This is a genomic window from Aminobacter sp. SR38 (genome assembly GCF_014843375.1).
Lineage (GTDB): Bacteria > Pseudomonadota > Alphaproteobacteria > Rhizobiales > Rhizobiaceae > Aminobacter > Aminobacter ciceronei.
Genome location: NZ_CP062112.1, coordinates 3,622,243 through 3,647,928, shown reverse-complemented (window position 1 = coordinate 3,647,928; position 25,686 = coordinate 3,622,243). Strand labels below are relative to the sequence as shown.

Genomic DNA, 25,686 nt, shown 5'->3' with positions numbered 1-25,686 from the left:
TCTACAGCGTCCTTGGCGCGTCCAGATGGACGCGCGGCACTGTAGATATGGGCAGGCGTAATTGACGATGGCAAGAAACCGGCGACGCGGCGGATCAGCGCGGCGTGACCGGGCGCTTCAGCGTCTTGATGAGCGCGCGGTGTATGGTCTCGTTGCCGGCGACGATCGAGCCGCCGTCGAGCATGTCCTGGCCGCCCTTGTCGTCGGAGACGAAACCGCCGGCTTCGCGCACGAGCAGGATGCCCGCAGCGACGTCCCAGGGCGACAGCGACGTCTCCCAGAAACCGTCCATGCGGCCGGCAGCGACATAGGCGAGGTCGAGCGCGGCCGAGCCGAGACGACGTATGCCCGCCACTTCGCCCATGACGTTGCGCAGCTCGAGCAGGAAGTTGCCGTGATGGCCACGGCCGAGATGCGGCACGCCGCAGCCGATGACGGCATCGACCAGCTTGGTACGGCCGGAAACACGCAGGCGGCGATCATTGAGGAAGGCGCCACCGCCACGCTCGGCGGTGTAGAGCTCGTCCATCGCCGGGTTGTAGACGACGGCGGCAACGATCTGGCCCTGGCGCTCCAGCGCGATCGAGATCGAGAACACCGGAATGCCGTGCAGGAAGTTGGTGGTACCGTCGAGTGGATCGACGATCCAGCGATGCTGGTCGTCCTCGCCGGCGACGGCGCCGCGCTCTTCCATCAGGAAGCCATAGCCGGCGCGTGCCTTGGACAGCTCGGTGAAGATGATGTCTTCGGCCTTGCGATCGGCCTGGCTGACATAGTCGCCCGGGCCTTTCAGCGAGACCTGCAGATTCTGCACCTCGCCGAAATCACGCGCCAGCGAGCGGCCGGCCTTCATGGCGGCCTGCACCATAACATTTAGGATCGCTGAACGCGCCATTTCTACAACCTCAGCAGTGTCGAAATCAGTCCGCGCGGCGGACGTAGGTGATTTCGTTGGTGTCGACGATGATGCGCTCGCCCGAAGAGATGAACGGCGGAACCAGCACGCGGACGCCGTTTTCCAGCACGGCCGGCTTGTAGGACGACGCAGCCGTCTGGCCCTTCACGACAGGATCGGCTTCGGTGATCGTCAGCGTCACCTGGTCGGGCAGCGCGATGCCGATCGGGCGCTCGTCATAGAGCTCGACGGTAACCATCATGCCGTCCTGCAGGAACGCAGCGCGATCGCCGACAAAATCCTTGAGCAGTTCGAGCTGCTCGTAGCTGGCGGTGTCCATGAATACCAGGGCGTCGCCCTGCTCGTAGAGGAACGAAAAATCCTTCTGCTCCAGGCGGACCTTCTCGACGGTCTCGGCCGAGCGGAAACGCTCGTTGAGCTTGGTGCCGTTGATGAGGTTCTTCAGTTCGACCTGGTTGTAGGCGCCGCCCTTGCCGGGCTTGACGTGATTGGTCCTGACCGCCACCCAGAGGCCGCCGTCATGCTCGATGACGTTGCCGGGACGGATTTCGTTGCCGTTGATCTTGGCCATGATTGGATTCCGGAAGAGAGGTTTGCGCCGGAAGGGGCGCTATCGGCGCCTCCAAGACCACAAAATGGCTTTTTAGGCAAGAGAAGTCGAGATTTTCGCTGGATCAGCGCAGACGGTTGGCACGTTCCAGCGCCTGCTTCATCTCGGCGTCGGTCAGGCCACGCAGGAAGTCGTCCATCTCGGGATCGTTGAGCCCGGCACGGCGGGCGTTGATGTACCACGCCGCCGCCAGAATGGGATCGGGATCGACGCCGATGCCGCCCATATAGAACTTGGCGAGCCGGTTCTGCGCCGCGACATTGCCGCCATCGGCGGCAAGCTTCATCCAGCCGAAGGCGGATTTCAGGTCGCGATCGCCGCCACGGCCATCGGCCATCCATAAGCCGAGGTCGAACTGGGCCGAGTCGTAGTTCTGCCTGGCGGCACGGACGAGCAGCAGCCGCGCCTGGTTGTCGTCGCGGCGCTTGCCGCCGACGCCGTTGGCGTAGACCTGGGCCATGGCGTATTGCGCATCGGGCAGCCCGGTGGCCGCCGCGCGCTCGTAATAGGGCACGGCCTTTTCGAGGCCCTTGCCGCCCGGTTCGCGCTGCACCAGCATCTGGGCATAGTTGAACTGGGCGAAACGGTTGCCGGCTTCGGCCGCCGCCTGCATCAGCGCATTGGCGGCCTTGTCGTCGCGGGTAACGTATTTTCCATCGAGCAGCATCAGCGCATATTGGAACTGGGCTTCGGGAATGCCCTGTTCTGCGGCGCGTTCATACCATTTGGCCGCCTCGCTGTCGTTGCGGGCGACGCCCAGGCCGCGCGAAAGGATCTCGGCCACCAGCGTCTGCGCAGCGGCATCGCCGGCCTCGGCACGTGTGATGCCAAGATTGTAGGCCGTCTTGTAGAGGCCACGCTGGAAGGCGCCATAGGCTTCGTCAGAATGCTTGCCGCCGAAACGGTTGGGGTCGATACCGTCAGTCGCCTTGGCCGCCGGGTTGGCGCCGAGGTCGGGCGTTTGCGGCGCCGGAATCGGCTCGCCGACCGGCATGGGCGCGGCATCGAGCGGCATCGGAGCCGGCCCGAAGCGGTTCGGATCGATCAGGTCGAGCGGCTTGCCGAGTGAAGGAACGGCCCCCTGGTCGGACGGCGGGATCGGCGCGCTCTCGACGGCAATCGCGGGCTCGAGCCCAAAGCCCAGGCACAGCAGAGCGGCAAGAAGGCGCGAACGATCCATCGATGACTACTCCTCGAAACGCGGCGCGGTTTCGTCGAGCAGCGCATTGGCGCGGGCCACCGCCTCGCGCGGGTCAATGCCTTCGCCGAACACCGCCGACGACACGGCAACGAATTCGACGCCGGTAGCAGCCACTGCCTCGACCGAGGCGATGTCCGAACCGGCCATGACGATGCACGGGATCTCGATCATCTCGGACCACCATTCGCCGAGCGAAAGATTGCGCGAATGCGGCTCGGGCTTGTTGTCGTAGCCGAAGCGACCAAAGAAGATGTAGTCTGGTCGCTCTTCGCCGAGCTCAAGCGCATCGTCGCGCGTCTTTGCGCCACCGGCACCGACCATCATGCGCTGCTGGTAGCTTTCGACGGCCTCCGCAAGCTCTTCCTTGTTGCCCTCTATATGGATGCCATCGGCATGGACACGCCCGGCGACGCGGGTGTCGCCGGCGACGACCACTGCCACCCCGGCCTTCTGCGCGGCGGCCACGACCTTTTCGGCAAAGCTCTGGAACGACGCTTCATCGACGCCCTCGCCGGGCAGGATCAGCGATGCGACGTCGCCACCGGCGAGTGCCGCCTCGACCTGTTGCGGGGCGACTGTCGGCGGCGCGATCAGCACGATACGGCAGCGATTGGGTGGCGTGGTTGGGTTCATGTGCATCGATCCGGGTGCTTGACGCCTATGCAAGGCGATCATGTTTGCATTGGGGCATAGAACAAAGTGCTGCCGTTGAACAGGATGGGCGACAAAGCCCAAGCACATGAAAACATGGGGAAGGCACTCGCCAACTGCGCGGCATCCCGATATTGCGGATTCGAGAGGCCCTCCATGACCGACCTTCTTCTCGATCCGTGGTTCTATGCAGCGGCAGTTCCTGCCGTGATTCTGGTTGGCCTTTCCAAGGGTGGCTTTGGCGGTGCCGTCGGCTTCGTCGGCGTTCCGCTGATGGCGCTGGTGATCTCGCCGGTGCAGGCCGCGGCAATCCTGTTGCCGATCCTGATCCTGATGGACGTGGTGTCGCTGTGGACCTGGCGCGGCGTCTTCGACCGCACGATCCTGTGGCAGATGCTGCCGGGCTCGATCATCGGCATCGGCATCGGCTGGCTGATGGCCTCTGTCGTGACTGCCGACAATGTGCGCTTCATCGTCGGCGCCATCGCCTTCATCTTCGTGGCGCGCTGGATCTACACCAGCCTGCGCCACGGCGCCGACCACAAGACCGAGCCGAACGGCATCGCCGGCGCCTTCTGGGGATCGATCGCCGGCTTCACCAGCTTCGTCGCCCATGTCGGTGGCCCGCCCTTCCAGGTCTACACCTTGCCGCTGAGGATGGATCCGAAGGTGCTGACCGGCACCAGCGTCATCTTCTTCGCCGTCACCAACGCCATCAAGCTGGTGCCCTACTTTGCGCTCGGCCAGTTCGACACAGCCAATCTGACCGCCTCGCTGGCGCTGATGCCATTGGCACCGCTGGCGACGCTGGCCGGCGCTTGGCTGGTCAGGCGGATGCGGCCGGAAATCTTCTACCCCTTCACTTACGCGACGGTGGCAATCGTGGCCCTGAAGCTGCTCTATGACGGGGTGGTCGACTTTATGTGAGGATGACCGCCGCGCGGCGGTGGACTAGGCTCGTCGCGACCAGGGAGGAGAACCGTCATGGGCAAGTACGAGGAAGACCTCGACAAGACCCCCGCCAATCACCAGCCGCTGACGCCGCTGAGCTTTCTCGAACGCGCGGCCAAGACATTTCCCCACCACGTCGCCATCATCCATGGCAGCCGGCGCACCAGCTACCACGAATGGTGGGAACGGTCGCTGAAACTTGCCGCGGCGCTCAAGGCGAGCGGCATCGGCAAGGGCGATACGGTGACGGTGATGCTGTCCAACACCCCGCCGATGCTGGAGGCGCATTTCGGCGTGCCGATGACAAAGGCGGTGCTGCATTCGCTGAACACCAGGCTTGACGCGGCGATCATCGCCTTCCAGCTCGACCATGCCGAGACCAAGCTGCTGATCGTCGACCGCGAATTCACAGGCGTGGTCAAGGAGGCTCTGGCGCTGGCAACGGTGAAGCCGCTGGTCATCTGTTATGACGACCCTGAATATCCCGCGGACGCCCCCTATCCCAAGGGCGAGCGTATCGGCAGCCTCGACTATGAAGACTTCGTCGCGACAGGCGACAGGGCTTTCGCATGGTCGATGCCCGACGATGAATGGGACGCGATCTCACTCAACTACACATCGGGAACGACCGGAAATCCCAAGGGTGTGGTGTACCACCATCGCGGTGCCGCGCTGATGGCCTACACCAACACCATCCACGCCGGCATGGCCAAGCACGCCGTCTATCTCTGGACGCTGCCGATGTTCCACTGCAACGGCTGGTGCTTTCCGTGGACGCTCGCCGTGCAGGCCGGCACCCATGTCTGCCTGCGCTGGGTACGCGCGAGGCAAATGTATGATGCCATCGCCGACCATGGCGTGACGCATCTGTGCGGGGCACCGATCGTCATGTCGATCCTGATCAATGCCCAGGACGAGGACAAGCGCACATTTCCGCAGCAGGTCACCTTCAACACAGCTGCCGCGCCGCCGCCGGAAGCGGTGCTGTCTGGCATGGCCGACGCCGGCTTCGCCGTCACCCATCTCTATGGCCTGACCGAGACCTACGGGCCTGCGGTCGTCAACGAATGGCACGGCGAATGGGACAAACTCGAGAAGGGACCGCGCACGGCGAAGAAGGCGCGCCAAGGTGTGCGCTATGCAGCACTCGAGGACCTGACCGTGATGGACCCCGAGACGATGCAAAGGACACCCGCCGACGGCGAGACCATCGGCGAGGTGATGTTCCGCGGCAACATCGTCATGAGGGGCTATCTCAAGAACAAGAAGGCGACCGACGAGGCCTTTGCCGGCGGCTGGTTCCATTCCGGCGACCTCGGTGTGATGCATCCGGACGGCTACATCCAGATCAAGGATCGCTCCAAGGACATCATCATTTCGGGCGGCGAAAACATCTCGTCGATCGAGGTCGAGGACGCGCTCTACAAGCACCCCTCGGTCGCTTCATGCGGAGTGGTGGCGCGGTCCGACGACAAATGGGGCGAAGTGCCCATTGCCTATGTCGAGCTGAAGCCAGGCAGGCAAGCGACGGAGGCCGAAATCATCGAGCACTGCCGCTCCCTGCTCGCGCGCTTCAAGGTGCCGAAGGCGGTGATCTTCGCCGAGATTCCCAAGACCTCGACCGGCAAGATCCAGAAGTTCCGGCTGCGCGACATGGCCAAGGGATAAGGATCGAGGGCGACGCGCCGGAAGCGCGCCCATTCCTTCAGGCCGCAACCACGGTGGACGGGCGCAGGCCATCGAAGGCTGCCCACAAGCCGGCCGCGAAAACGACAGCCATCGCCGAGAGGATCGGTAGGTCGGAAGCCGTCGGCTTGAGCACCATGTCGGCGACGATGATCAGCATCATCGCATAGTCGAATCGCGCCACCTTGAGGATGCGCCGGCCCTGATCGAGCGCTGCAGGCGTCACGCCATCGCGGGCGATGATCGCAGCCATGCGGTCGGCGGTCGGTTTGAACACCAGGGTGCCGATCAGGAAGGCCATGGCGTAACCTGCAAGCCCGAGCACGATCCAGAGATCGGTGAAGCCGACCCAGAACCAGCACATGACGAGGCCGAGCAGAAGCGTGACCAGCGATGCCGGCATGAACAGCCGGTTGCCGAGTTCGCCGACCGAACGCATGACCTGCAACATGCCGTCGGTGTCGCCGGCACGGTCGGCGCGAACCGCGAGCAGCATCAGTGCGAAGCCGCCGCCGACCCAGAGAACGGCTGCGACGACGTGAAGAAACTTGAAGAGAGAGTACCAATCCATACTCCTGACCTTTCCAATCCGGTTTTGCGAAATCGCAGCACCCACTTCAGGCCGCGCTCATTTTCGGGCCGGCTAATAGCGCCGGTGCTGTTTCGGTAGTGTGTCGATGAAAACGGCGGGATGTTTCGGCAATGGAAACGATGGTCGGGGGCCCCACAAGGTGGCAGGGGAAAACACGTCATTTCAGCTACAAGGCATGTAATGCCGACCGGGCGACGTGATATCGTCCTTCATGCGCTGGAGGGGCGCGTATCCAACCGGCCGCGGGGGGCGAATGGCCGGACACATCATCCTGACGATATCTGTAATGTAACGACCCGACATGCGCGCGGCCTGGCCGTGCGGCATGCCGCGGAAACACGGCCGGTGCACATGCGCCGTTACGACGGTTCGTCACGGGCCGACATCAACCCATTCCCTGCTGGGGGAAAAGGCATCAGGAGACTACAATGCAAGGGGTAGCACGGAATTTCTTCACGCTCGCGGTCGTCTACGCGCTGTGCGGCATGGCGCTTGGCCTGCACATGTCGATCAGCCAGGACCACAGCCAGATGCCGGTTCACGCCCACACCATGGTGGCGGGCTGGCTGATGTCGGCGGTGTTCGCCTTCTTCTACCATCTTTTTCCTGTCGCCCGCGACAAGACGCTGGCCAAGGTCCATTTCTGGCTGACGGCGGTCAGCGGCATCGGCCTTCTGGTCGGCTTGTTCTTCCTGCTCGGCGGCAATGCGGCGATCGAACCGGTGGTGGCGATGTCGTCGATGGGCTTTTACGCAGCGATGCTGCTGTTTGCCTTCATCGCCCTGCCGACGGTGTGGAAGTCCTGAGTCGGCATAAGATCCTGCCTGCCGGCAACACCACACCGTTGTGCCGTGCCGGCACAGTCTAACGCGCCATAAGGCGAAATCGGCACCGATCTTAAGCGCCCATTAAGCATTCCCAGTGTTTACTGTGCGTATCCAGTCATCTGGATTCTTACCGAGTGGTTGGAGCCACTTTGTTTGACGCCTCCCTGTTAAACTCCTGAGAGCCGCGCTTTTCCGCGGCTCTTTTTTTTCGCCCGCGCGCCTTCGGAAATGCCCTCCAAAAGCTATCCAATCCGGCGCGTTAACCCTTTGTTAAACATGCGCTTGCGTTCACATCGGCGTAAGCGCATTTTCATCGGGCTTGGCGTATAGGAACGGCCGCGCAGAATCCGTCGGGAAAGACGGGCAGAACGCGAACAGGGTGCAGGGTAGCGATGATGAACGAGCCTTCGAGGGAAAGCGCAAACACGATCAAGCTCGCCGAAAGGCGGGTGTTTTCGCCGTCCTTCAAGCCCCTCTACAATGAGGGCATGGGCCTGGTCGAACAGGCCGCCGAGTATCTCGACGGTGCCGGCCGCGTCGAGGCCAAGAAGCTGTCGCGGCTTGCCGCCACCCTCTACGCCGCCGAATCGATGCGGCTGACCACCCGACTGATGCAGATCGCCTCGTGGCTGCTTTTGCAGCGCGCCGCCAACTCAGGCGAGATGACCCGCGACCAGGTCGCCTCGGAGAAGTCCAAGGTGCGGCTCGACACGGCTTCCGCCCATGACGACGCCGCCGGCTGGAACGAACTGCCCGCCGATTTCGTCGACCTGGTGCGCCGCTCGCTGCGCCTGCAGGCGCATGTGCGCCGCATGGACGATGAAATCTATGGCAACGGCGCAACCGTCGTGCCGGTGCAGGCGATGCGCCGCAGCAACCCGGTTTCCGACCAGATCAGCCTGCTCAACACGGCCTTTGCCCGCAACTGACGCAGGACCATCCCTGCGATGACGCGGGGATTGTTTCTGTTTTGTTCACATTTTTCTGGCGTCTTGTCTCCGTGAAGATAGAGTTCGCGGATGAAAGAGACGATTCGTATCATTGGTATCGATCCCGGCCTTCAGCGCACCGGCTGGGGCATCATCGAGAGCCTCGGCAACTCGCTGCGGTTCGTCGCCGCCGGCACCGTGCGCTCCGACAACAAGGCGGCGCTCGCCAGCCGGCTTTGCCAGTTGCATGACGGCCTTGCCGACGTGCTTCACCGCGAAATGCCGCATGAGGCGGCCGTCGAGGCGACCTTCGTCAACAAGGATGCCACTGCAACCCTGAAGCTCGGCCAGGCGCGCGGCATCGCCATGCTGGTGCCGGCCCGCGCCGGGCTCGTCGTCGCCGAGTACTCACCCAATGCGGTGAAGAAGGCGGTCATCGGCGTCGGCCACGGCGACAAGAAGCAGATCGCCATGATGGTCAAGGTGCTGTTGCCGAAGTCGGTGTTCGACACCGCCGATGCCGCTGATGCCCTCGCAATCGCCATCTGCCATGCCCACCACCGCCAGAGCCCGGCATACAGGCTGGCTGCATTGGCTGCCGCTCACGCGTGATGTTCTTGACTTGTTCTCATCGCTGCAACATTCCTTTCCAGCAAGAAGAGGAATGATTCCATGCGGGTTACCAGCAAGGGCCAAGTGACGATCCCTCGCGATCTGCGCGAGACGTTCAGCATCGGCGCCAACACCGAGGTGATTTTCGGTATCGAAGGCGGCAAGATCACCATCGTGCCCAAGGATGAGATCAACAGGCTGGCCGACCGCGACCGGCTTGACCGGTTCCTGGCCATTCTCGACCGGCTCGAAGGCGCCGGGGATCTGGCGACAAATGGTGACGAAATGCTGGCGCTGGCGAAGGGCCGGTGACGTCCAGTCAGGCGTCCCGACCGCACACCACACCCTCGCCACGACCTACGTGTTCTTGACTTGTTCTCACATCGCCACTAAGTAATACCTACGAGGTATTACCATGCGCGTGACCACAAAGGGCCAGGTGACGATCCCCAAGGAAATCCGTGACCGGCTCGGCATCGAGGCAGGGTCGGAGGTGGATTTTGTCGAACGCGCCGACGGCGCTGTCGAACTGGTGCGCGGCACCGAGCCAGATATGCGGGCGAAGGCGCTTGACCGCAGCCTGGAGGATTGGTTCCGACGTATCGAAGGTACGGGCGACAGCAATCTGACTGCCGATGACATCATGGCCATGACCAGGGATCGTGATGTCCGCGACAATCATTGATTCCAACGTCATCATTGATGTCGTCGAGCCCGGCTCGCAGTGGGCGACCTGGTCCAGGCAGCAGATTCGAGAAGCACGACGGTATGGCGACCTGATATTCAATGCCATTGTCGCAGCCGAAGTTTCGCATGAGTTCGTTTCGGCGGAGCGCTATCAAGGCGTCTTTGTCTCGACGCTGTGGACCTTCGAGGACATACCTTTCGAGGCCGCGCTGGCCGCCGGTTGGGCGCACCGCGAATACCGGCAGCGGGGCGGTCGCGGTGAGCGGACCCTGCCCGACTTCCTCATCGGGGCGCATGCGCTTGTGTCCGGACATCGCCTGTTGACCCGATACGCCACCCGCTACCGCACCTATTTCCCCGAGCTCGAAATCATCGCGCCCGATACCCATCCATGACGAGGCTTGAACCATGATCGGCAAGTTGAAGGGCACCGTCGACGAGATCGGCGAGGATTTCTGCGTGCTCGACGTGCATGGCGTCGGCTACGTCGCCTATTGCTCGACGCGCACGCTCGCAGCCTTGCCCGGCGCCGGCGAAGCCGCGATCCTGTTCATCGAGACTTATGTCCGCGAAGACATGATTCGGCTCTACGGCTTCAAGACCGAGCTGGAACGCGAGTGGTTCAAGCTCTTGATGGCCAACGTCCAGGGCGTCGGCGCCAAGGTGGCGCTGGCGATCCTGTCGACGCTGGCGCCTTCCGATCTCGCCAACGCGATCGCGCTGCGCGACATCGCCATGGTCAGTCGCGCGCCCGGCGTCGGCAAGAAGGTTGCCGAGCGCATCGTCACCGAGCTCAAGAACAAGGCCCCGGCTTTCGCCGGCGAGGCAACGGGCACGATCGGGCTCAAGCAGGAACTCGGCGAAGGCGTCGCCCCTGCCCCCATCGCCGACGCGGTCTCGGCACTGGTCAATCTCGGCTATTCTCGCGACATCGCCGCCAACGCCATTGCCGCCGCCATGAAGAGCGTCGGCGAAGACGCCGATTCCTCCAAGCTGATCCGCTTCGGCCTGAAGGAGCTGGCACGGTGAGCGGCTTGCTCGCAGCCGGTCTCCGTGCGAGGACGGACGCATGAATTCGCCTGACCGTCTTATCACCCCCGACAAACGCGGCGAGGATGCCGACAACAGCCTGCGCCCGCAGACGCTGGACGATTTCGTCGGCCAGGCGGCGGCGCGCGCCAATCTCAAGATCTTCATCGAGGCGGCAAAGGGCCGTGGCGAGGCGCTCGACCATGTGCTGTTCGTCGGTCCGCCCGGCCTCGGCAAGACGACGCTCGCCCAGATCATGGCACGCGAGCTCGGCGTCAATTTCCGTTCGACCTCCGGCCCGGTCATCGCCAAGGCCGGCGACCTTGCCGCACTGCTGACCAATCTCGAAGAACGCGACGTGCTGTTCATCGACGAGATCCACCGCCTCAACCCGGCAGTCGAGGAAATCCTCTATCCGGCGATGGAGGACTACCAGCTTGACCTGATCATCGGCGAAGGTCCGGCGGCGCGCTCGGTCAAGATCGACCTGGCCAAGTTCACGCTTGTCGCCGCGACCACCCGTCTCGGTCTGCTGACGAACCCGCTGCGCGACCGCTTCGGCATCCCGACCCGGCTCAATTTCTATACGGTCGAGGAGCTCGAGCTGATCGTGCGGCGCGGCGCCCGCATCCTCGGCATGCCGCTCGCCGACGACGGCGCCATCGAGATCGCGCGCCGGGCCCGCGGCACCCCGCGCATCGCCGGCCGCCTCTTGCGCCGCGTCCGCGACTTCGCCGCCGTCGCCGGCTCCGGTCCGGTCGACCGCCGCATCGCCGATGAGGCGCTGTCGCGGCTGGAGGTCGACGCACTCGGTCTCGATTCGCTCGACCGGCGCTACCTCTCGATGATCGCGATGAATTTCGGCGGCGGCCCGGTCGGCATCGAGACCATCGCCGCCGGCCTGTCCGAGCCACGCGACGCCATCGAAGACATCATCGAGCCCTATCTGATCCAACAGGGCTTCATCCAACGCACGCCGCGCGGCCGCGTGCTGACGGCCAATGCCTGGAAGCACCTTGGCCTCGAGATCCCGCGCGACCTTGCCGTGCAGCAGATCAACCTGTTCCAAGAGGAAGACTGATACATGATCGGCTATCGCCCCGGACTGACAGCCGACATCGTTGGACTGCACGCCGTCTATTACGCCCGCGACTGGGGTTTTGGGCTGCCTTTCGAGGCCAAGGTCGCCAGCGAGCTTTCCGCCTTCATGCGCGACTTCAGACCCGGCCTCGACTTCTTCGCCGCTGAGGATGACGACAACGGCGCCCTGCTTGGCACGATCAGCCTGGAGGCTCCGACCTCGACGGAGCTGCTGGCGCATCTGCGCTGGTTCATCACCAGCGATGGCGCGCGCGGGACGGGCCTCGGGCGCCGGCTGATGGACAAGGCCATGGCGCATGTCGACGCCAAGGGTTTTCCCGGCGTCTATCTCACGACATTCGTCGGGCTCGGTCCGGCCCGGCATCTCTATGAATCGTTCGGCTTCAACCTCGTTGCCGAGGAAGAACGCGACCAGTGGTCCGGCGGCGTGCGCGAGCAGCGCTTCGAGCGCCATCGCACGGGTGCCAAAGCTTGATCACTCGCCGCGGCTTCTTCCGTTTTCTCGGCGGTTCGGTCCTGGCTGCGGCGGCGCTTGGCAGCTATGCGGTCGGCATCGAACCGATGCTGCTGACACGGGTGAAACGCTACGCGCTGACCCCGCCCAACTGGCCCGATGGCTTGAAGCTGCGCGTCGTGGCGCTCGCCGACATCCACGCCTGCCGGCCATGGATGACGCCAGAGCGCATCGCTTCGTTGGCGGAAGAAGCCAACGCGCTGGAGCCCGACATCATCGTACTGCTTGGTGACTACGTCGCTGGAACCCGCATGGTAAGCGGCTGGGTCGATTCCCATGAATGGGCTCCGGCCCTTTCGGGCCTCAAGGCACCGCTCGGCGTGTTCTCCATCCTTGGCAATCATGACTGGTGGGAGGACCTGACGGCGCAGAAGGCCGGGCAAGGTCCGACAATTGCCAGGCGGGCGCTGGAAGCGGCGGGTATTCCCGTCATGGAAAACGACGTCGTCCGGCTGGAAAAGGAAGGTCATGGCTTCTGGATCGCAGGCCTCGCCGACCAGCTGGCCTTGCGGCCAGGCAGAGCATGGGGCCGCAAGGGCTTCACCGGGCTTCACGACGTGAGAGGCACGTTGGCGAAAGTCGGCGATGAGGCACCTGTCATCCTGCTCGCCCATGAGCCCGACATTTTTCCCGACGTTCCCAGCCGCGTTGCGTTGACCCTGTCGGGCCACACCCATGGCGGCCAGGTACGCCTGTTCGGCTATTCGCCGGTCGTTCCCTCGCGTTACGGCAACCGCTACGCCTATGGCCACGTCGTCGAAGCTGGCCGCAACCTGATCGTTTCGGGCGGCCTCGGTTTCAGCATCGCACCGATCCGTTTCGGCGTGCGTCCGGAAATCCTGACGATCGAGCTGGGTTGAGCTGAAGCGAAGCTACTTCAGCCCCTTCACAACCTCGAGCACGTCAGGTTCCGCCTTCCGCCCCTCGAATTCGTCGACGATGCCGAAAGCGCCGCCGTAGCCCCAGATCGACCAAGCATAACCGCGCGCCTCGGCGCGAGCGATCATGTCGTTGACATAAGCGGCGCGCCAGGCACCGGGCATGACGTAGGGATTGTTGTACTCCTGGCGGATCATGCCGAACTCGCCGAGATAGATATTGTCGGGCGAGATGTCGTGCTTCTTCGCCCAGGCATCGACCTGGCGGAACGGCGCGTCGAGCTCGGCTTCGAGCTTTTCCTTGCTGTCGATCAGGGCGATCTGCTCATCGAGATAGGCGAGCATGCCGGCCCGGCGCAGCATCGGCGCCTCGGCCCGGATCTTGGCCCGGACCTTGTCGAGCACAGCATCAAGCTCGGCGCGAGGCACGGCATAGGGCGGATAAGGCAGCCCGGTAACATAACGAATGAAGTCGCCGGCCCAGGTGGCGCCCTGGCTGGTCAGCAGGAACGGCTGGTAGGAATGGAACGTCCAGATGACATTGTCGTCGGGAATATCCTTGGGGTCGAGCGTGGCGAGACCTTCCGCACCGGCCCAGCAACTGCCTGACAGCACAAGGGTCAGGCGGGTCGCCGTTGCGCGCGCGGCGGCATAAAGGCGCTTGAGACGTTCAGGCCAGAGCTTGGCCTCGCCTTGTTCGCAATCGACGACCGGCTCGTTCATCAGCTCAAAGGCGACCAGGCCCGGATCTTCCTTGGCCAAGGTGAGTCCCATCTGCCGGACCAGCTCGACATAGCGGTCGAAATTGGCCGGATCGTCCATCACCTCGGACATGCCGATCTGGCCATTGCCGCCTGACGGAATGAGGTGAAGGTCGACCACCGCCTTGAGCCCGGCCGCGTTGACCATGCGCGCCGACTCCAGGACGCTCTCAAGCAATTGTTCGCGCAGCGGTTCTGTCTTTTTGGACAGGAACACCGAAGGGTCGACGGGAATGCGCACGACGTCGAACCCGCCGGCCTTGAGCGTTTTCAGGTCGCCCTCACCGAGCCGTTGGCGCCATTCGGGAAACGGCAGGATGACGTTCGCGTCGTCCCATTTGTCCTCACCGGGCCAGGTTTCCCAGATGTCGAGATTGATGCCCCGCTTCATCGTGAATGTCGCGGCATCGGCCGCGCAGACCGACAATGCCAGCGCCAGCAAAGCCATCAACGAGGTTCTGATCATCGCTACCATTGCCGTCCGCCTCAGACTGTCACGGAACTGGTGCCGAAAAGCCGGGGAAAAGGAAAGCCCAAGGGCCAGACAAAATGAAAAGCCGGCCCTCCAGATGAATGAAGGATTTTCCTGATAACACCGTCCTGAAATCGCCGGTTTCCACCACGTGATCCTCGTTGGTCCCATGACAGCAGATTTCGTGACGCAACATAAGGCAACGCGGATTAACCGTAACTGGAGATCTTCATTATCTGCCTGACCTCGATGGTTATTTATTCGTTAAGACTGCTTATAGTGCGCGACATCAATCAATAGAGCAGCGGGGGTTATGCAATGACGGTGGTTGACCAATGGCGGCCTGAGACAGCAGCCGGCGGATTTACCCGGGACGATGAGGCGATCGAGTTCTACACGCGCGTCAACGCCCTTGTGGAGCCCGATATGGTGGTCGTCGACCTGGGGGCCGGGCGTGGCTCCCGTTTCGACCACGGCAGTGCGCCTTTCCGCAAGTGGTTCTGCAATTTCCATGGCCGCGTGAAGAAGGTCATCGGCATCGACGTCGACCCGGTGGTGATGACGCATCCGCATCTCGACGAGGCGCGGGTCATTGAACCTGGCGGCCGCCTGCCACTGGAAGACGCATGCGTCGACATCATCATCTGCGAGTGGGTGATCGAGCATGTCGAACATCCCCGGCAGTTCGCGCAGGAAATCCACCGGGTGCTCAAGCCCGGCGGATGGCTTTGCGCGCTCACCCCGAACCGCCTTGGCTATGTCGGGATTGGCACCACGCTGGTGCCGGAAACGGTGAAGGATCGCATGATGAGGCTGGTGTGGCCCGAGCGGCCACGGGAAGATGCGTTTCCGACATTCTACCGCATGAACACCTTGGGCAGCATTCGGCGCGCCTTCGACGAAAAGAGCTGGTCGCACCATGGCTACGTTTCCAACGGCACGCCGAAATATCATGGCGGCACGGCGGCGGGCTTTGCCTTCGTCTCGCTGCTGCAATGGCTCATGCCGCCGGCCATGCGGACCAACCTGCTGGTGTTTTCGCGCAAACGTCCGGGGCCGATGGGTACGCAGGCTCGACTGCAGAAGGCATGCCAGGACCTGAGCGTCGCACCTGCCGAAAGGCAGGGCGAAAAGGTCTGACGGAACTGCCGCAAGGCGCTGCCCTGGCCAAGGCCGCTCGGATGTCGACAAACCCGTGCCGGCAATGCGTCAGACAGTTCTTGATCGTTGCCACCGATAATGCCATCGGACTCCCTGCCCTGTTGCCGGATCGTCCCGACAATGGACCGCAAAGAGGATGTGCAATGGCGGACAATGTGGACCAGGACTTGCTGGCGGCCGGCCTATCCGGCGCCCTGACGCCGTTCGGCCACCGGCTGATGGCGCGGGTCTATTATGCCGACACCGACTTCTCCGGCGTCGTCTACCATGCGCGTTATCTCGAGTTCTTTGAACGCGGGCGCTCGGACTTCCTGCGCCTCGCCGGCGTCCACCACACCGAACTTGTCGACGGCAAACATGGCGAAAAGATCGTCTGGGTGGTGCGCCGCATGGAGATCGATTTCCGCGGATCTGCCAAGATCGACGACATCCTGACCATCGAAACCCGGACGCAGGACGTCTCAGGCGCCCGCATCACCATGGCGCAGCAGTTGAAACGCGGTGACGAGGTGCTGGTCGAAGCCAAGGTCGAAGCGGCAATTATCGGCGAGAATGGCCGCCCCAGGCGTTTCCCAAAGGACTGGATCGAAGCCTTCATGCCCGGACGGTAACGTCGGCCGAGCGGCAGCACACCGCCGACGGCCCTGCCATGAGAGTTCACTGATCACGAGATCGTGTGACGCCGCGCAGCGATTACTGGGCTCCGGAGCGCTGCAATCCCGTCGCACCGGGTGGCAGGTTGGCGCACCATCATGTTCCTAACCCATCTTTAACCATAACGGTCCATTAAGGGGTCGGTGAAAGTCGTAAGTATTCCGAGCGGCCTTCCTTTCACCAAAATTGGCTCCGAAAAGGCCGAAAAGGCGCATTTTGGGGCACTTCCGGAAGCTTCGCGCGAACGGACCACGATGGGATGATGCGCAAGGGCTAGCTGCGAGCCGGGCCCGGAAATCTTAAGGACTGTTACAAGATGGAAAACCTACCTCTCGCCCAAACCGGCGCGGAATTGTCGATTTGGGCGCTGTTCTGGCAGGCCGGCTGGGTGGTCAAGCTGGTGATGCTGGGCCTGCTCGGCGCGTCGGTATGGACCTGGGCGATCATCGTCGACAAGCTGGTTGCCTACAACCGCATGCGCGCAGCGCTGAACCGCTTCGAACAGATCTTCTGGTCGGGCCAGTCGCTGGAAGAGCTCTATCGCAACCTTTCCGATCGCAAGACCACAGGCATGAGCGCGATCTTCGTCGCTGCCATGAAGGAGTGGAAGAAGAGTTTCGAGAAGGGCGCCAAATCGCCGCTGGCGCTGCAGACCCGTATCGACAAGGCAATGGACCTGGCGCTGACGCGCGAGATGGAGCGGCTGGAAGGCCGGCTCGGCTTCCTCGCCACCATCGGTTCGGCCGCCCCCTTCATCGGCCTGTTCGGCACCGTCGTCGGCATCATGACCTCGTTCCAGGCCATTGCCGGCTCGAAGTCGACCAACCTCGCCGTCGTCGCCCCCGGCATCGCCGAGGCACTGCTGGCAACCGCAATCGGCCTGCTCGCCGCTATTCCCGCGGTCATCGCCTACAACAAGCTGTCATCCGACGCCGGCAAGATCGGCATGCGCATGGAGGGCTTCTCGGACGAGTTCTCCGCCATACTGTCGCGCCAAATCGATGAAAAAGTCGCGCAGCGGACCTGAGGAGTAGACCATGGGTATGTCAGTTAGCGCGGGCGGTTCGGGCCGCGGCGGACGCGGCCACAGGCGGCGCGGCCGCCACCACGGCCTGATGTCCGAAATCAACGTCACGCCGTTCGTCGACGTGATGCTGGTGCTGCTCATCATCTTCATGGTGGCCGCACCGCTGATGACCGTCGGCGTGCCAATCGACCTGCCCGAGACCCAGGCCAAAGCGCTGAATTCGGAAACACAGCCGATCACCATCTCCATCAACGAGGCCGGCCAGATCCACATCCAGGAAACCGAGATCCCGATCGACGAGGTCGTCGCCAAGCTCGGCGCCATCGCCAAGGCCGGCTACGAGGAACGCATCTACGTGCGCGGCGACAAGACCGCCGACTACGGTACGGTGATGAAGGTCATGGCCCGTATCCAGGCCGCCGGCTACAACAAGATCGGCCTCGTTACGCTGCAGGAACAGGACCAGTAGCCCGCAAAATGAAGACCGGCATCACGACATCTGTGGTTTTGCATGCGGCGGTGCTGGGTTTCGGCCTGTTCACCCTGTCGGCACCCAGCGCCCTCGAAGTCGCCGACGTCGAGGCGTTCCCGGTCGACATCGTGCCGGTGGAATCGATCACCCAGATCCAGAAGGGCGACAAGAAGGCCCCGGCCAACGAAAAGCCGGCGCCCAAGCCGACAAGCCGTCCCGACATCGTGCCGGACGCCCAGAATGTCGGCGACAACAAGACCGACAGCGACAAGCCGCCGACGCCCGAGCCGACGCAGAAGGAAGTGGATGTCGCAGCCGCACCGCCGCCCTCGCCCAAGCCCGAGCCCAAGCCGACACCGGTCGAGCAACCCAAGCCCGAGCCGGTGAAGCAGGCCGAGCCAAAGCCTGTGCCGGTACCGGCGACCGAAGTGACGCCGCAGCCCCAGCCCAAGCAGGAAGTCAAGCCCGACCCGGTTGCCGAGACCATCGTCAACGACCAGGCCGAGGCGGAAGCCGTCAAGCTGCCCGAGAATGCGCCGGCACCCGAAGCCAAGCCGCAGCCTCCGCAGGCGCAGACGGCCAAGACGCCCGAGCGCAAGCAGGAAGACAAGCAGACCCAGCAGGCCTCGTCCAAGCCGAAGTCGGAAGAAAAGGAATTCAACGCCGACGAGGTTGCGGCCCTTCTCAACAAACAGAAGCCTTCGGGCGGCGGCGCCAAGCGCTCCACCGAACAGGCATCGCTGGGCGGCAAGAAGGACACCGGCGGCAACAAGCTGAGCCAGAGCGAGATGGACGCCCTTCGCGGTCAGGTCCAGCGTTGCTGGAACGTGCCGGCAGGCGCCATGGACGGCGGCAACCTCAAGGTTTCCATTCAGTTCAATCTCACCCCTAGCGGCGAAGTCGAGGGACGGCCGGAGATCATCTCCGGTGGTGGTTCGGCCGGCATCGAGCGGGCGGCAGCCGAGTCGGCGCGCCGCGCGGTCCTCCAGTGTGCTCCGTACAATCTGCCGGCTGACAAATATGCCGGCGGCTGGGACCAAGTCATCGTCAATTTCGACCCGAGCGAAATGTTCTGAGCGCCCACACGCTCACCCGGAACTAAGAGGCCTGTCTAATGAAGCATGTAATCAAAGCGATCCTTCTGATCGGCGCCATGGCGAGCGGCATGACCGCGTTTGCAACCTTGCCCGCACGCGCGCTGGTCGAGATCGACGTCAACAAGGGCAATGTCGAGCCGCTGCCGATCGCCATCACCGATTTCCTGTCAGGTGATGCGATGGGCGCCGAGATCGCCGGCATCGTCGCCGCCGACCTGCAGCGCTCGGGCCTGTTCGCCCCGATCGACAAGGGCGCCTTCATCGAGAAGATCTCCAACCCCGATGTCGCACCGCGCTTCGAGGACTGGAAGGTCATCAATGCCCAGGCGCTGGTCACCGGCCGTGTCAGCCAGGAAGCGGACGGCAGGCTGAAGGCCGAGTTCCGGCTGTGGGACACCTTTGCCGGCCAGCAGCTTGCCGGCGAGCAGTTCTTCGCCAACAAGGCAAATTCGCGCCGCATCGCCCACATCATCGCCGATGCCATTTACGAGCGCCTGACCGGTGAGAAGGGTTACTTCGACACCCGCGTCGTGTTCATCGACGAGTCGGGCGCCAAGACCGCGCGCAAGAAGCGCCTCGCGATCATGGATCAGGACGGCGCCAATGTGCGCTACCTCTCCGATGGCCGCTCGATCGCCATGACCCCGCGCTTCTCGCCGACGCGCCAGGAAATCACCTACATGTCCTACGAAAGCGGTCAGCCGCAGGTCTATCTGCTGCAGATCGAGACCGGCCAGCGCGAACTGGTCGGCAACTTCCCCGGCATGACCTTTGCGCCGCGCTTTTCACCGGATGGCCAGAAGGTGATCATGAGCCTGCTGCGCGACGACGGCAATTCCAACATCTTCTCGATGGACCTGCGCAGCCGCACCACCACGCGCCTGACCAATTCCAGCGCCATCGACACCTCGCCATCCTATTCGCCCGACGGTTCCAAGGTGGTCTTCACCTCCGACCGTGGCGGCCAGCCACAAATCTACGTCATGGGCGCCGACGGCTCGGGCCAGACCCGCGTTTCCTTCGGCGGCGGCAGCTACTCGACCCCGGTGTGGTCGCCGCGCGGCGACCTGATCGCCTTCACCAAGCAGTCGGGCGGCCAGTTCCAGATCGGCGTGATGAAGACCGACGGTTCGGGCGAGCGCATCCTGTCGACCGGATTCCAGCAGGAAGGCCCGACCTGGGCGCCGAATGGCCGCGTCGTGATGTTCTTCCGCGACCAGCCCGGCGGCGGCGGTCCCAAGCTCTACTCGGTCGACCTCACCGGCCGCAACGAGCAGGCGATCCCGACCTCGGGCTTTGCCTCCGACCCGGCCTGGTCGCCGCTGCTCGACTAAGTGCACGGGCGCGAAGATCGGTTTCGATCTTCGCATCGGGCCAGGCACCCGTGTCAAAGTGTAACAGCGCCCTTTGCGCGTCCCAGCTGACACGCAGTGCCACAGGGGCCCGTTGTTAACCTTCTCCGGTGAAGGCGCGACGAATGGACCAGGCGGCGTCATTTGACCAATGACGCCGCCTTTCTGCCGTATTTTCGCCTACGGTGCGCGGCGAAGTGCATGTTCGACGGCTGCCGCATGCGGGGACACTACAGCGAGCAGCAACGAAATTTTAACCACGTTCCTTGAATGCCGGTTAACCCCAAAGTGGTTACTGGATGTTCAACGAAATCACTCGAATGCGAAGGAGAGGCGGGATGCGCCGTATCGCAAAATTTGCAACCAACCCCGTGGTCGTGGCCCTGATCGCCTCTCTGGCGATTGCCGGCTGCGCCTCGAAGAAGACCCCGAACAACGCGGCCGATCTCGGCCTCGGCGGCGGCGCCGGCTCGGCAACGCCGGGCTCGTCGCAGGACTTCACCGTCAATGTCGGCGACCGCATCTTCTTTGACACCGACTCTTCATCGGTTCGTGCCGACGCCCAGGGCATCCTGAGCCGCCAGGCGCAGTGGCTGAACAAGTACGGCCAGTACGCAGTCGTTGTCGAAGGCCATGCCGACGAACGCGGCACCCGCGAATACAACCTGGCTCTCGGCGCACGTCGCGCCGCTGCCGCCCGCGACTACCTGATCTCGCAGGGCGTTGCCGCCAACCGCCTGAAGACGATCTCCTACGGCAAGGAACGTCCGGTCGCGGTTTGCGACGACATCTCCTGCTGGTCGCAGAACCGCCGCGCCGTCACGACGCTGTCAGGCGCCGGCAGCTGAGCTGCGCGAAGCCACTGAGTGAAACGAAAGGCGGTCTTCGGGCCGCCTTTTGCTTATCTGGCAGTTCGAAACAAAATTTGGCCGAAGTCTCCGGTCCTGATAAATGACGAGAGCGCATCGGCGCGAAGCAACCAAATTCTCTTCCACGGCGAGAGGCTAATGCATTTTCGATCAATCCTGAGTGGCACACTTGCCATCTTCCTTCTGTCGGGGGCCGCAGCGCACGCGCGCGACGGCATTGGCATCGACTTCCCCAAGATCGGCCTGCCGGGTGTTTTCGGCAGCAAGACGGAGAGCACCGAAGTTCCGATCCAGCTCGCCCAGGCGGGCGATCCGCGCGTCACCGCGCTCGAGGAGGAAATCCGCAAGCTCAACGGCTCCATCGAGGAGCTGAACTTCCAGATCCTGCAGATGCAGGAGCAGATGCGGAAGATGCAGGAAGACAACGAGTTCCGCTTCCAGGAGCTTGAGGGCGGCGGACAGAAGAAGTCCGACGCCTCCGGCAAGAGCAACAGCTCGATCGTTGAGGCGCCCACGGCGCCTCAACCCGGCGCGGCCCAGACGGCGACCGCTCCCGCCCCAGGCGCAAACAGCGTCGAAGACGTAATCACCGATTCCGGCACCGGTGAGCCCGGTGCAGTTGCCGGTGGCGGCACCGGCGCGCCGCCGACGACATTCGGCACCATCACCGTCGATGCCAATGGCAACGTCGTCTCGGAAAGCGCCAATCCGCAGGTCGCTGCACCGGCCCAACCGCACGCGCCTGCCGCAACGCAACCGGCGCAACCGAAGAGCAATGGCACCGCTGTTGCCGCATTGCCCGACACCAACGATCCGGACGAGCTTTACCGTAACTCCTACCAGTTCGTGCTTTCGGGCGACTACACCACCGCCGAACAGGGTTTTCGCGATCACATCTCGCGCTTTCCCGCCGATCCCAAGACGGCCGATGCCCGCTTCTGGCTGGGCGAGTCGCTTCTCGGCCAAAAGAAGTACCGCGACGCTGCCGAGATTTTCCTCAACGCCTCGAAGGAATATCCGAAGTCCAAGAAGGCGCCTGAAATGATGCTCAAGCTCGGCGTTTCGCTTGTCGGCCTGAAGCAGCGCGATGTTGCCTGCGCCACCTTCGGCGAGATTGGCAAGCGCTATCCCGACGTCTCCGGCGCCATCAAGGAACGGGTCAAGCAGGAACGGGCTCTCGCCGCGTGCTGACGCAGCCGATCGACGCTGACTTCTTTGCAGACTTTTCCGAGTTCGACTTTGCCGCGCACGCAACGATCATCGCAGCGGCATCAGGCGGCAGCGACTCGACAGCGCTTCTCCTTCTTCTCAAATCCCATCTCGACAGGCACGCGCCGACGACCCGCTTGCAGGCGGTGACCGTCGACCACGCGCTGCGCCCCGGTTCGAACGCCGAGGCCGACGCGGTTGGGCAGCTCTGCGCCCGCTTTGGCATTGCCCATCGCACGATGCACTGGACCGGCGACAAGCCGTCGACCGGCATCGCAGCCGCCGCGCGCAATGCGCGCTACGATCTGCTCGCCCAGGCAGCGCGCGAGGCGGGTGCGACGATCCTGGTCACCGGTCACACCGCCGACGACCAGGCCGAGACGGTGCTGATGCGCAGCGCGCGCGGCACGGGCCGCGGTGCCGCCGGCATGGCCTCGGCCACGCTTTTCGACGGCGACATCTGGATCGTCCGCCCGCTGCTCGGGCAGCGCCGCGAGCGGCTGCGCGACATGCTCAGGGCGCTCAGGACCAGCTGGATCGACGACCCCACCAACACCAATGACGCCTACGAGCGGCCACGCATGCGGCTGTCGCTGCAGAACGATGGCATCCAGCGGATCGAGGCCGCCCTAAGCGACGCCCGGCAGGCAGGCGCGGCGCGCACCAAACTGGGCGAGCGTGCGGCAGCGCTGATCGCCGCCCATGCCAGTCGCGTCAGCCCGGGACTGAACCGTCTCGACCCGGCCTTCGCGGAGACACCTGACAGCGATGCGGCGGCCTACGCGCTGCGTGTGTTGATTGCGGTGTCAGGCGGCGTGCCGCATCTGCCTGACGAGGCACGCGTCCGCGACCTGCTGGAGCGTCTCGCCGATGGGCCGGCTAACAAAAAACCGGCCCGCGCCACATTGTCGCGCGCACTTGTCGACATCAGAAGCGCAGGCATTTTCCTGCTGCGCGAGGGACGCGGATTGCCGCGGGCAATGCCATTGGCGACGGGTCTGTGGGACGGCCGCTACAGGATTGCGGCCCCACAACCAGGACAGGCTGAAATGACCGTCGCACCACTCGGTTTGACGGCAGCCATCTCGATGGCGTCGGAGGCGAATGCACCGCAAAGTCTTGTCCGGGCGGCACTTCAGGCCGAGCCCGCCTTATGGCGCGGCGAAACATTGACGGGATTGGCGTTTCTAACAAATGCTGACGCGCTGGCCGCCCCCTGGGCGCGCTTCCTCCCCGGCTTCGACCTGGCTCCGGCTCAGGCTGTGTCAGAACTGATTGGCGGGCAAGCGATCCCGGCCTCGCCATGCCGTGGTCACATTGCTGTTTGACCTTAACCGAGACTTAGGGACGCGCTTGGCAATGTCCGAGGCCGTGCCTATGTTAGGGGCAAGCTTACTCTCACCATACGCGCCCCTCGTGGGCGCCAACGGGAAACTCGATGAATCCGAACTATCGCAACTTCGCGCTGTGGGCGATCATAGCCGTTCTGCTCATCGCCCTGTTCAATCTGTTCCAGACCCCGCAGACCCGCGGCGCGTCGAGCGAAGTGGCGTATTCGCAGTTCCTCCAGGATCTGGACTCCGGCCGCGTCAAGACGGTGACGATTGCCGGTGACCGCATCAGCGGTACCTATATCGACAACTCGACAGGCTTCCAGACCTACTCGCCGGGCGACGCGACGCTGGTGTCGCGCCTCGAGCAGAAGAACGTCACCATCAACGCCCGCCCTGAAAATGACGGTTCGGGCTCGATCTTCTCGGTGCTTTTGTCCTGGCTGCCGATGATCCTGATCCTCGGCGTGTGGATCTTCTTCATGCGCCAGATGCAGTCGGGTTCCGGCCGCGCCATGGGCTTCGGCAAGTCCAAGGCCAAGCTTCTGACCGAAGCACACGGCCGCGTCACCTTCGGCGATGTCGCCGGTGTCGACGAAGCCAAGGAAGACCTGGAAGAGATCGTCGAGTTCCTGCGCGACCCGCAGAAGTTCCAGCGCCTCGGCGGCAAGATCCCGCGCGGCGTGCTGCTCGTCGGCCCTCCCGGTACCGGCAAGACGCTGCTTGCCCGCTCGGTCGCCGGTGAAGCCAATGTGCCGTTTTTCACCATCTCGGGTTCTGACTTCGTCGAAATGTTCGTCGGCGTCGGTGCAAGCCGCGTCCGCGACATGTTCGAGCAGGCCAAGAAGAACGCGCCTTGCATCATCTTCATCGACGAAATCGACGCCGTCGGCCGCCATCGTGGCGCTGGCCTCGGCGGTGGCAACGACGAACGCGAGCAGACGCTGAACCAGTTGCTGGTCGAAATGGACGGCTTCGAGGCCAACGAGTCGATCATCCTGATCGCCGCGACCAACCGTCCCGACGTTCTCGATCCCGCGCTGCTGCGTCCGGGCCGCTTCGACCGCCAGGTCGTTGTGCCGAACCCGGACATCGTCGGTCGCGAGAAGATCCTCAAGGTTCACGTCCGCAACGTGCCGTTGGCGCCCAATGTCGACCTCAAGACGGTCGCACGCGGCACCCCCGGCTTCTCCGGCGCCGACCTGATGAACCTGGTCAACGAATCCGCCCTGATGGCTGCGCGCCGCAACAAGCGCCTGGTCACCATGCAGGAATTCGAGGACGCCAAGGACAAGATCATGATGGGCGCAGAGCGCCGCTCCTCGGCCATGACCCAGGCCGAGAAGGAGCTGACCGCCTATCACGAATCCGGCCACGCCATCCTGGCGCTCAACGTGCCGGCCGCCGACCCGCTGCACAAGGCGACCATTATCCCACGCGGCCGCGCGCTGGGCATGGTCATGCAGCTGCCGGAAGGCGACCGCTACTCGATGAGCTACAAGTACATGATCTCGCGTCTGGCGATCATGATGGGCGGTCGCGTTGCCGAGGAGTTCAAGTTCGGCAAGGAGAACATCACGTCCGGTGCCTCCTCCGACATCGAGCAGGCGACCAAGCTGGCGCGCGCCATGGTCACCCGCTGGGGCTTCTCCGACAAGCTTGGCCACGTCGCTTACGGCGACAACCAGGAAGAGGTGTTCCTCGGCCACTCGGTGGCCCGCACCCAGAACATCTCGGAAGAGACTGCCCAGATCATCGACGCCGAAGTGCGCCGCCTGATCGACGAGGCCTATTCGACGGCCAGGACCATCCTGACCAAGAAGAAGAAGGACTGGATCGCACTCGCCGAAGGCCTGCTCGAATACGAGACGCTGTCGGGCGAAGAGATCAAGCAGTTGATCGCCGGCAGCAAGCCCGCCCGCGACATGGGTGACGACACCCCGCCGTCGCGCGGCTCGGCCGTGCCGAAGGCCGGTTCGACCCGCGGCAAGAAGAAGGGTTCGGAGCCCGAAGGCGGCATGGAACCCCAGCCGTCGAGCTGAGGCCCGGACACCGGTACTGAATGAAAAACGCCGTCGAGGAAACTCGGCGGCGTTT

Annotated in this window: 28 protein-coding genes; 22 read left to right on the top strand and 6 right to left on the bottom strand. The window is 63.6% G+C overall.

From position 1 onward, the window contains the following. Window positions 1-94: 94 nt before the first annotated feature. The 4 genes from IG197_RS17800 to IG197_RS17785 form a co-directional block, all read right to left on the bottom strand. Entirely contained in the window at window positions 95-895 is an 801-nt protein-coding gene (locus IG197_RS17800) for an inositol monophosphatase family protein (protein WP_067956845.1), read from the bottom strand. 25 nt (window positions 896-920) lie between these two features. Further along, window positions 921-1,487: an elongation factor P gene (gene efp, locus IG197_RS17795; protein ID WP_018429990.1), complete on the bottom strand. Its 567-nt coding sequence runs from the start codon at window positions 1,485-1,487 to the stop codon at window positions 921-923. Window positions 1,488-1,590: 103 nt separating this feature from the next. Then, a complete protein-coding gene (locus tag IG197_RS17790; RefSeq protein WP_246765184.1) occupies window positions 1,591-2,706 on the bottom strand; it encodes a tetratricopeptide repeat protein in 1,116 nt (371 codons plus the stop codon). A gap of 6 nt (window positions 2,707-2,712) precedes the next feature. After that, window positions 2,713-3,360 (bottom strand): thiamine phosphate synthase, encoded by a 648-nt coding sequence (locus tag IG197_RS17785; RefSeq protein ID WP_192313812.1) that lies wholly within the window; start codon window positions 3,358-3,360, stop codon window positions 2,713-2,715. Between the two features lie 174 nt (window positions 3,361-3,534). On the opposite strand from IG197_RS17785, the gene IG197_RS17780 reads away from it, so the two are divergent. Continuing rightward, a complete protein-coding gene (locus IG197_RS17780; RefSeq protein ID WP_192313809.1) occupies window positions 3,535-4,305 on the top strand; it encodes a sulfite exporter TauE/SafE family protein in 771 nt (256 codons plus the stop codon). Window positions 4,306-4,362: 57 nt separating this feature from the next. Then, complete coding sequence (locus tag IG197_RS17775) at window positions 4,363-5,997, top strand: acyl-CoA synthetase (protein ID WP_192313806.1); 1,635 nt, start codon at window positions 4,363-4,365, stop codon at window positions 5,995-5,997. 37 nt (window positions 5,998-6,034) lie between these two features. On the opposite strand, the gene IG197_RS17770 is transcribed toward IG197_RS17775, so the two are convergent. After that, entirely contained in the window at window positions 6,035-6,586 is a 552-nt protein-coding gene (locus IG197_RS17770; protein ID WP_192313803.1) for a DUF2269 family protein, read from the bottom strand. A 449-nt stretch (window positions 6,587-7,035) separates the two neighbouring features. Between IG197_RS17770 and IG197_RS17765 the strand changes: the two genes are divergently transcribed. The 10 genes from IG197_RS17765 to IG197_RS17720 all read left to right on the top strand — a co-directional run bounded on the left by IG197_RS17765 (window position 7,036) and on the right by IG197_RS17720 (window position 13,166). Continuing rightward, entirely contained in the window at window positions 7,036-7,413 is a 378-nt protein-coding gene (locus tag IG197_RS17765; protein WP_067956827.1) for a hypothetical protein, read from the top strand. A gap of 416 nt (window positions 7,414-7,829) precedes the next feature. After that, window positions 7,830-8,363 carry a DUF1465 family protein gene (locus IG197_RS17760; RefSeq protein ID WP_067966050.1) on the top strand — a complete coding sequence of 178 codons (534 nt, stop codon included), beginning with the start codon at window positions 7,830-7,832 and terminating at the stop codon, window positions 8,361-8,363. A gap of 90 nt (window positions 8,364-8,453) precedes the next feature. Then, complete coding sequence (gene ruvC, locus IG197_RS17755) at window positions 8,454-8,975, top strand: crossover junction endodeoxyribonuclease RuvC (protein WP_067956824.1); 522 nt, start codon at window positions 8,454-8,456, stop codon at window positions 8,973-8,975. A gap of 60 nt (window positions 8,976-9,035) precedes the next feature. Next, window positions 9,036-9,287: an AbrB/MazE/SpoVT family DNA-binding domain-containing protein gene (locus IG197_RS17750; RefSeq protein ID WP_192313801.1), complete on the top strand. Its 252-nt coding sequence runs from the start codon at window positions 9,036-9,038 to the stop codon at window positions 9,285-9,287. Between the two features lie 103 nt (window positions 9,288-9,390). Continuing rightward, window positions 9,391-9,660 (top strand): AbrB/MazE/SpoVT family DNA-binding domain-containing protein, encoded by a 270-nt coding sequence (locus IG197_RS17745; protein WP_154386618.1) that lies wholly within the window; start codon window positions 9,391-9,393, stop codon window positions 9,658-9,660. Continuing rightward, window positions 9,641-10,057 (top strand): type II toxin-antitoxin system VapC family toxin, encoded by a 417-nt coding sequence (locus IG197_RS17740; RefSeq protein WP_246765183.1) that lies wholly within the window; start codon window positions 9,641-9,643, stop codon window positions 10,055-10,057. Before IG197_RS17745 ends, IG197_RS17740 begins: the two co-directional genes overlap by 20 nt. Window positions 10,058-10,070: 13 nt before the next feature. Continuing rightward, complete coding sequence (gene ruvA / locus IG197_RS17735; RefSeq protein WP_192313797.1) at window positions 10,071-10,691, top strand: Holliday junction branch migration protein RuvA; 621 nt, start codon at window positions 10,071-10,073, stop codon at window positions 10,689-10,691. A gap of 40 nt (window positions 10,692-10,731) precedes the next feature. After that, window positions 10,732-11,772, top strand: coding sequence for a Holliday junction branch migration DNA helicase RuvB (gene ruvB, locus IG197_RS17730; RefSeq protein WP_067956812.1), 1,041 nt, complete (start codon window positions 10,732-10,734; stop codon window positions 11,770-11,772). A 3-nt stretch (window positions 11,773-11,775) separates the two neighbouring features. After that, window positions 11,776-12,267: a GNAT family N-acetyltransferase gene (locus tag IG197_RS17725; protein ID WP_192313795.1), complete on the top strand. Its 492-nt coding sequence runs from the start codon at window positions 11,776-11,778 to the stop codon at window positions 12,265-12,267. Continuing rightward, window positions 12,264-13,166, top strand: a complete 903-nt coding sequence (locus tag IG197_RS17720) for a metallophosphoesterase (protein WP_192313793.1) — start codon at window positions 12,264-12,266, stop codon at window positions 13,164-13,166. Before IG197_RS17725 ends, IG197_RS17720 begins: the two co-directional genes overlap by 4 nt. Window positions 13,167-13,178: 12 nt before the next feature. On the opposite strand, the gene IG197_RS17715 is transcribed toward IG197_RS17720, so the two are convergent. Further along, entirely contained in the window at window positions 13,179-14,420 is a 1,242-nt protein-coding gene (locus IG197_RS17715) for a glycoside hydrolase family 5 protein (RefSeq protein ID WP_246765182.1), read from the bottom strand. Between the two features lie 315 nt (window positions 14,421-14,735). On the opposite strand from IG197_RS17715, the gene IG197_RS17710 reads away from it, so the two are divergent. The 10 genes from IG197_RS17710 (at window position 14,736) to ftsH (ending at window position 25,631) form a co-directional block, all read left to right on the top strand. Beyond that, entirely contained in the window at window positions 14,736-15,557 is an 822-nt protein-coding gene (locus tag IG197_RS17710) for a class I SAM-dependent methyltransferase (RefSeq protein ID WP_192313791.1), read from the top strand. Between the two features lie 164 nt (window positions 15,558-15,721). Next, on the top strand, window positions 15,722-16,189 hold the full coding sequence (ybgC, locus tag IG197_RS17705; RefSeq protein WP_192313790.1) for a tol-pal system-associated acyl-CoA thioesterase: 468 nt from the start codon (window positions 15,722-15,724) through the stop codon (window positions 16,187-16,189). A 359-nt stretch (window positions 16,190-16,548) separates the two neighbouring features. Beyond that, a complete protein-coding gene (tolQ, locus tag IG197_RS17700; RefSeq protein WP_192313788.1) occupies window positions 16,549-17,259 on the top strand; it encodes a protein TolQ in 711 nt (236 codons plus the stop codon). Between the two features lie 10 nt (window positions 17,260-17,269). Beyond that, the gene (gene tolR, locus IG197_RS17695) at window positions 17,270-17,728 is read left to right on the top strand and encodes a protein TolR (RefSeq protein ID WP_067956797.1); all 459 of its coding nucleotides are present in this window, start codon (window positions 17,270-17,272) and stop codon (window positions 17,726-17,728) included. A gap of 8 nt (window positions 17,729-17,736) precedes the next feature. Then, window positions 17,737-18,807, top strand: a complete 1,071-nt coding sequence (locus IG197_RS17690; protein WP_192313786.1) for a hypothetical protein — start codon at window positions 17,737-17,739, stop codon at window positions 18,805-18,807. Window positions 18,808-18,845: 38 nt separating this feature from the next. Next, on the top strand, window positions 18,846-20,162 hold the full coding sequence (gene tolB / locus IG197_RS17685) for a Tol-Pal system beta propeller repeat protein TolB (RefSeq protein ID WP_067956791.1): 1,317 nt from the start codon (window positions 18,846-18,848) through the stop codon (window positions 20,160-20,162). 356 nt (window positions 20,163-20,518) lie between these two features. Then, window positions 20,519-21,028 (top strand): peptidoglycan-associated lipoprotein Pal, encoded by a 510-nt coding sequence (pal, locus tag IG197_RS17680; RefSeq protein ID WP_067956787.1) that lies wholly within the window; start codon window positions 20,519-20,521, stop codon window positions 21,026-21,028. Between the two features lie 159 nt (window positions 21,029-21,187). Then, on the top strand, window positions 21,188-22,240 hold the full coding sequence (gene ybgF / locus IG197_RS17675) for a tol-pal system protein YbgF (RefSeq protein ID WP_067956784.1): 1,053 nt from the start codon (window positions 21,188-21,190) through the stop codon (window positions 22,238-22,240). Further along, window positions 22,234-23,586: a tRNA lysidine(34) synthetase TilS gene (tilS, locus tag IG197_RS17670; RefSeq protein ID WP_246765181.1), complete on the top strand. Its 1,353-nt coding sequence runs from the start codon at window positions 22,234-22,236 to the stop codon at window positions 23,584-23,586. The genes ybgF and tilS overlap by 7 nt, the downstream gene beginning before the upstream one ends. A gap of 110 nt (window positions 23,587-23,696) precedes the next feature. Beyond that, a complete protein-coding gene (gene ftsH, locus IG197_RS17665) occupies window positions 23,697-25,631 on the top strand; it encodes an ATP-dependent zinc metalloprotease FtsH (RefSeq protein ID WP_067956781.1) in 1,935 nt (644 codons plus the stop codon). Window positions 25,632-25,686 lie beyond the last annotated feature (55 nt).

Coding starts and splice junctions, on each gene's coding strand:
- IG197_RS17800 (WP_067956845.1), bottom strand. CDS start 895: ATGGCGCGTTCAGCGATCCTAAATGTTATGGTGCAGGCCGCCATGAAG.
- efp (WP_018429990.1), bottom strand. CDS start 1,487: ATGGCCAAGATCAACGGCAACGAAATCCGTCCCGGCAACGTCATCGAG.
- IG197_RS17790 (WP_246765184.1), bottom strand. CDS start 2,706: ATGGATCGTTCGCGCCTTCTTGCCGCTCTGCTGTGCCTGGGCTTTGGG.
- IG197_RS17785 (WP_192313812.1), bottom strand. CDS start 3,360: ATGAACCCAACCACGCCACCCAATCGCTGCCGTATCGTGCTGATCGCG.
- IG197_RS17780 (WP_192313809.1), top strand. CDS start 3,535: ATGACCGACCTTCTTCTCGATCCGTGGTTCTATGCAGCGGCAGTTCCT.
- IG197_RS17775 (WP_192313806.1), top strand. CDS start 4,363: ATGGGCAAGTACGAGGAAGACCTCGACAAGACCCCCGCCAATCACCAG.
- IG197_RS17770 (WP_192313803.1), bottom strand. CDS start 6,586: ATGGATTGGTACTCTCTCTTCAAGTTTCTTCACGTCGTCGCAGCCGTT.
- IG197_RS17765 (WP_067956827.1), top strand. CDS start 7,036: ATGCAAGGGGTAGCACGGAATTTCTTCACGCTCGCGGTCGTCTACGCG.
- IG197_RS17760 (WP_067966050.1), top strand. CDS start 7,830: ATGAACGAGCCTTCGAGGGAAAGCGCAAACACGATCAAGCTCGCCGAA.
- ruvC (WP_067956824.1), top strand. CDS start 8,454: ATGAAAGAGACGATTCGTATCATTGGTATCGATCCCGGCCTTCAGCGC.
- IG197_RS17750 (WP_192313801.1), top strand. CDS start 9,036: ATGCGGGTTACCAGCAAGGGCCAAGTGACGATCCCTCGCGATCTGCGC.
- IG197_RS17745 (WP_154386618.1), top strand. CDS start 9,391: ATGCGCGTGACCACAAAGGGCCAGGTGACGATCCCCAAGGAAATCCGT.
- IG197_RS17740 (WP_246765183.1), top strand. CDS start 9,641: ATGTCCGCGACAATCATTGATTCCAACGTCATCATTGATGTCGTCGAG.
- ruvA (WP_192313797.1), top strand. CDS start 10,071: ATGATCGGCAAGTTGAAGGGCACCGTCGACGAGATCGGCGAGGATTTC.
- ruvB (WP_067956812.1), top strand. CDS start 10,732: ATGAATTCGCCTGACCGTCTTATCACCCCCGACAAACGCGGCGAGGAT.
- IG197_RS17725 (WP_192313795.1), top strand. CDS start 11,776: ATGATCGGCTATCGCCCCGGACTGACAGCCGACATCGTTGGACTGCAC.
- IG197_RS17715 (WP_246765182.1), bottom strand. CDS start 14,420: ATGGTAGCGATGATCAGAACCTCGTTGATGGCTTTGCTGGCGCTGGCA.
- IG197_RS17710 (WP_192313791.1), top strand. CDS start 14,736: ATGACGGTGGTTGACCAATGGCGGCCTGAGACAGCAGCCGGCGGATTT.
- ybgC (WP_192313790.1), top strand. CDS start 15,722: ATGGCGGACAATGTGGACCAGGACTTGCTGGCGGCCGGCCTATCCGGC.
- tolQ (WP_192313788.1), top strand. CDS start 16,549: ATGGAAAACCTACCTCTCGCCCAAACCGGCGCGGAATTGTCGATTTGG.
- tolR (WP_067956797.1), top strand. CDS start 17,270: ATGGGTATGTCAGTTAGCGCGGGCGGTTCGGGCCGCGGCGGACGCGGC.
- IG197_RS17690 (WP_192313786.1), top strand. CDS start 17,737: ATGAAGACCGGCATCACGACATCTGTGGTTTTGCATGCGGCGGTGCTG.
- tolB (WP_067956791.1), top strand. CDS start 18,846: ATGAAGCATGTAATCAAAGCGATCCTTCTGATCGGCGCCATGGCGAGC.
- pal (WP_067956787.1), top strand. CDS start 20,519: ATGCGCCGTATCGCAAAATTTGCAACCAACCCCGTGGTCGTGGCCCTG.
- ybgF (WP_067956784.1), top strand. CDS start 21,188: ATGCATTTTCGATCAATCCTGAGTGGCACACTTGCCATCTTCCTTCTG.
- ftsH (WP_067956781.1), top strand. CDS start 23,697: ATGAATCCGAACTATCGCAACTTCGCGCTGTGGGCGATCATAGCCGTT.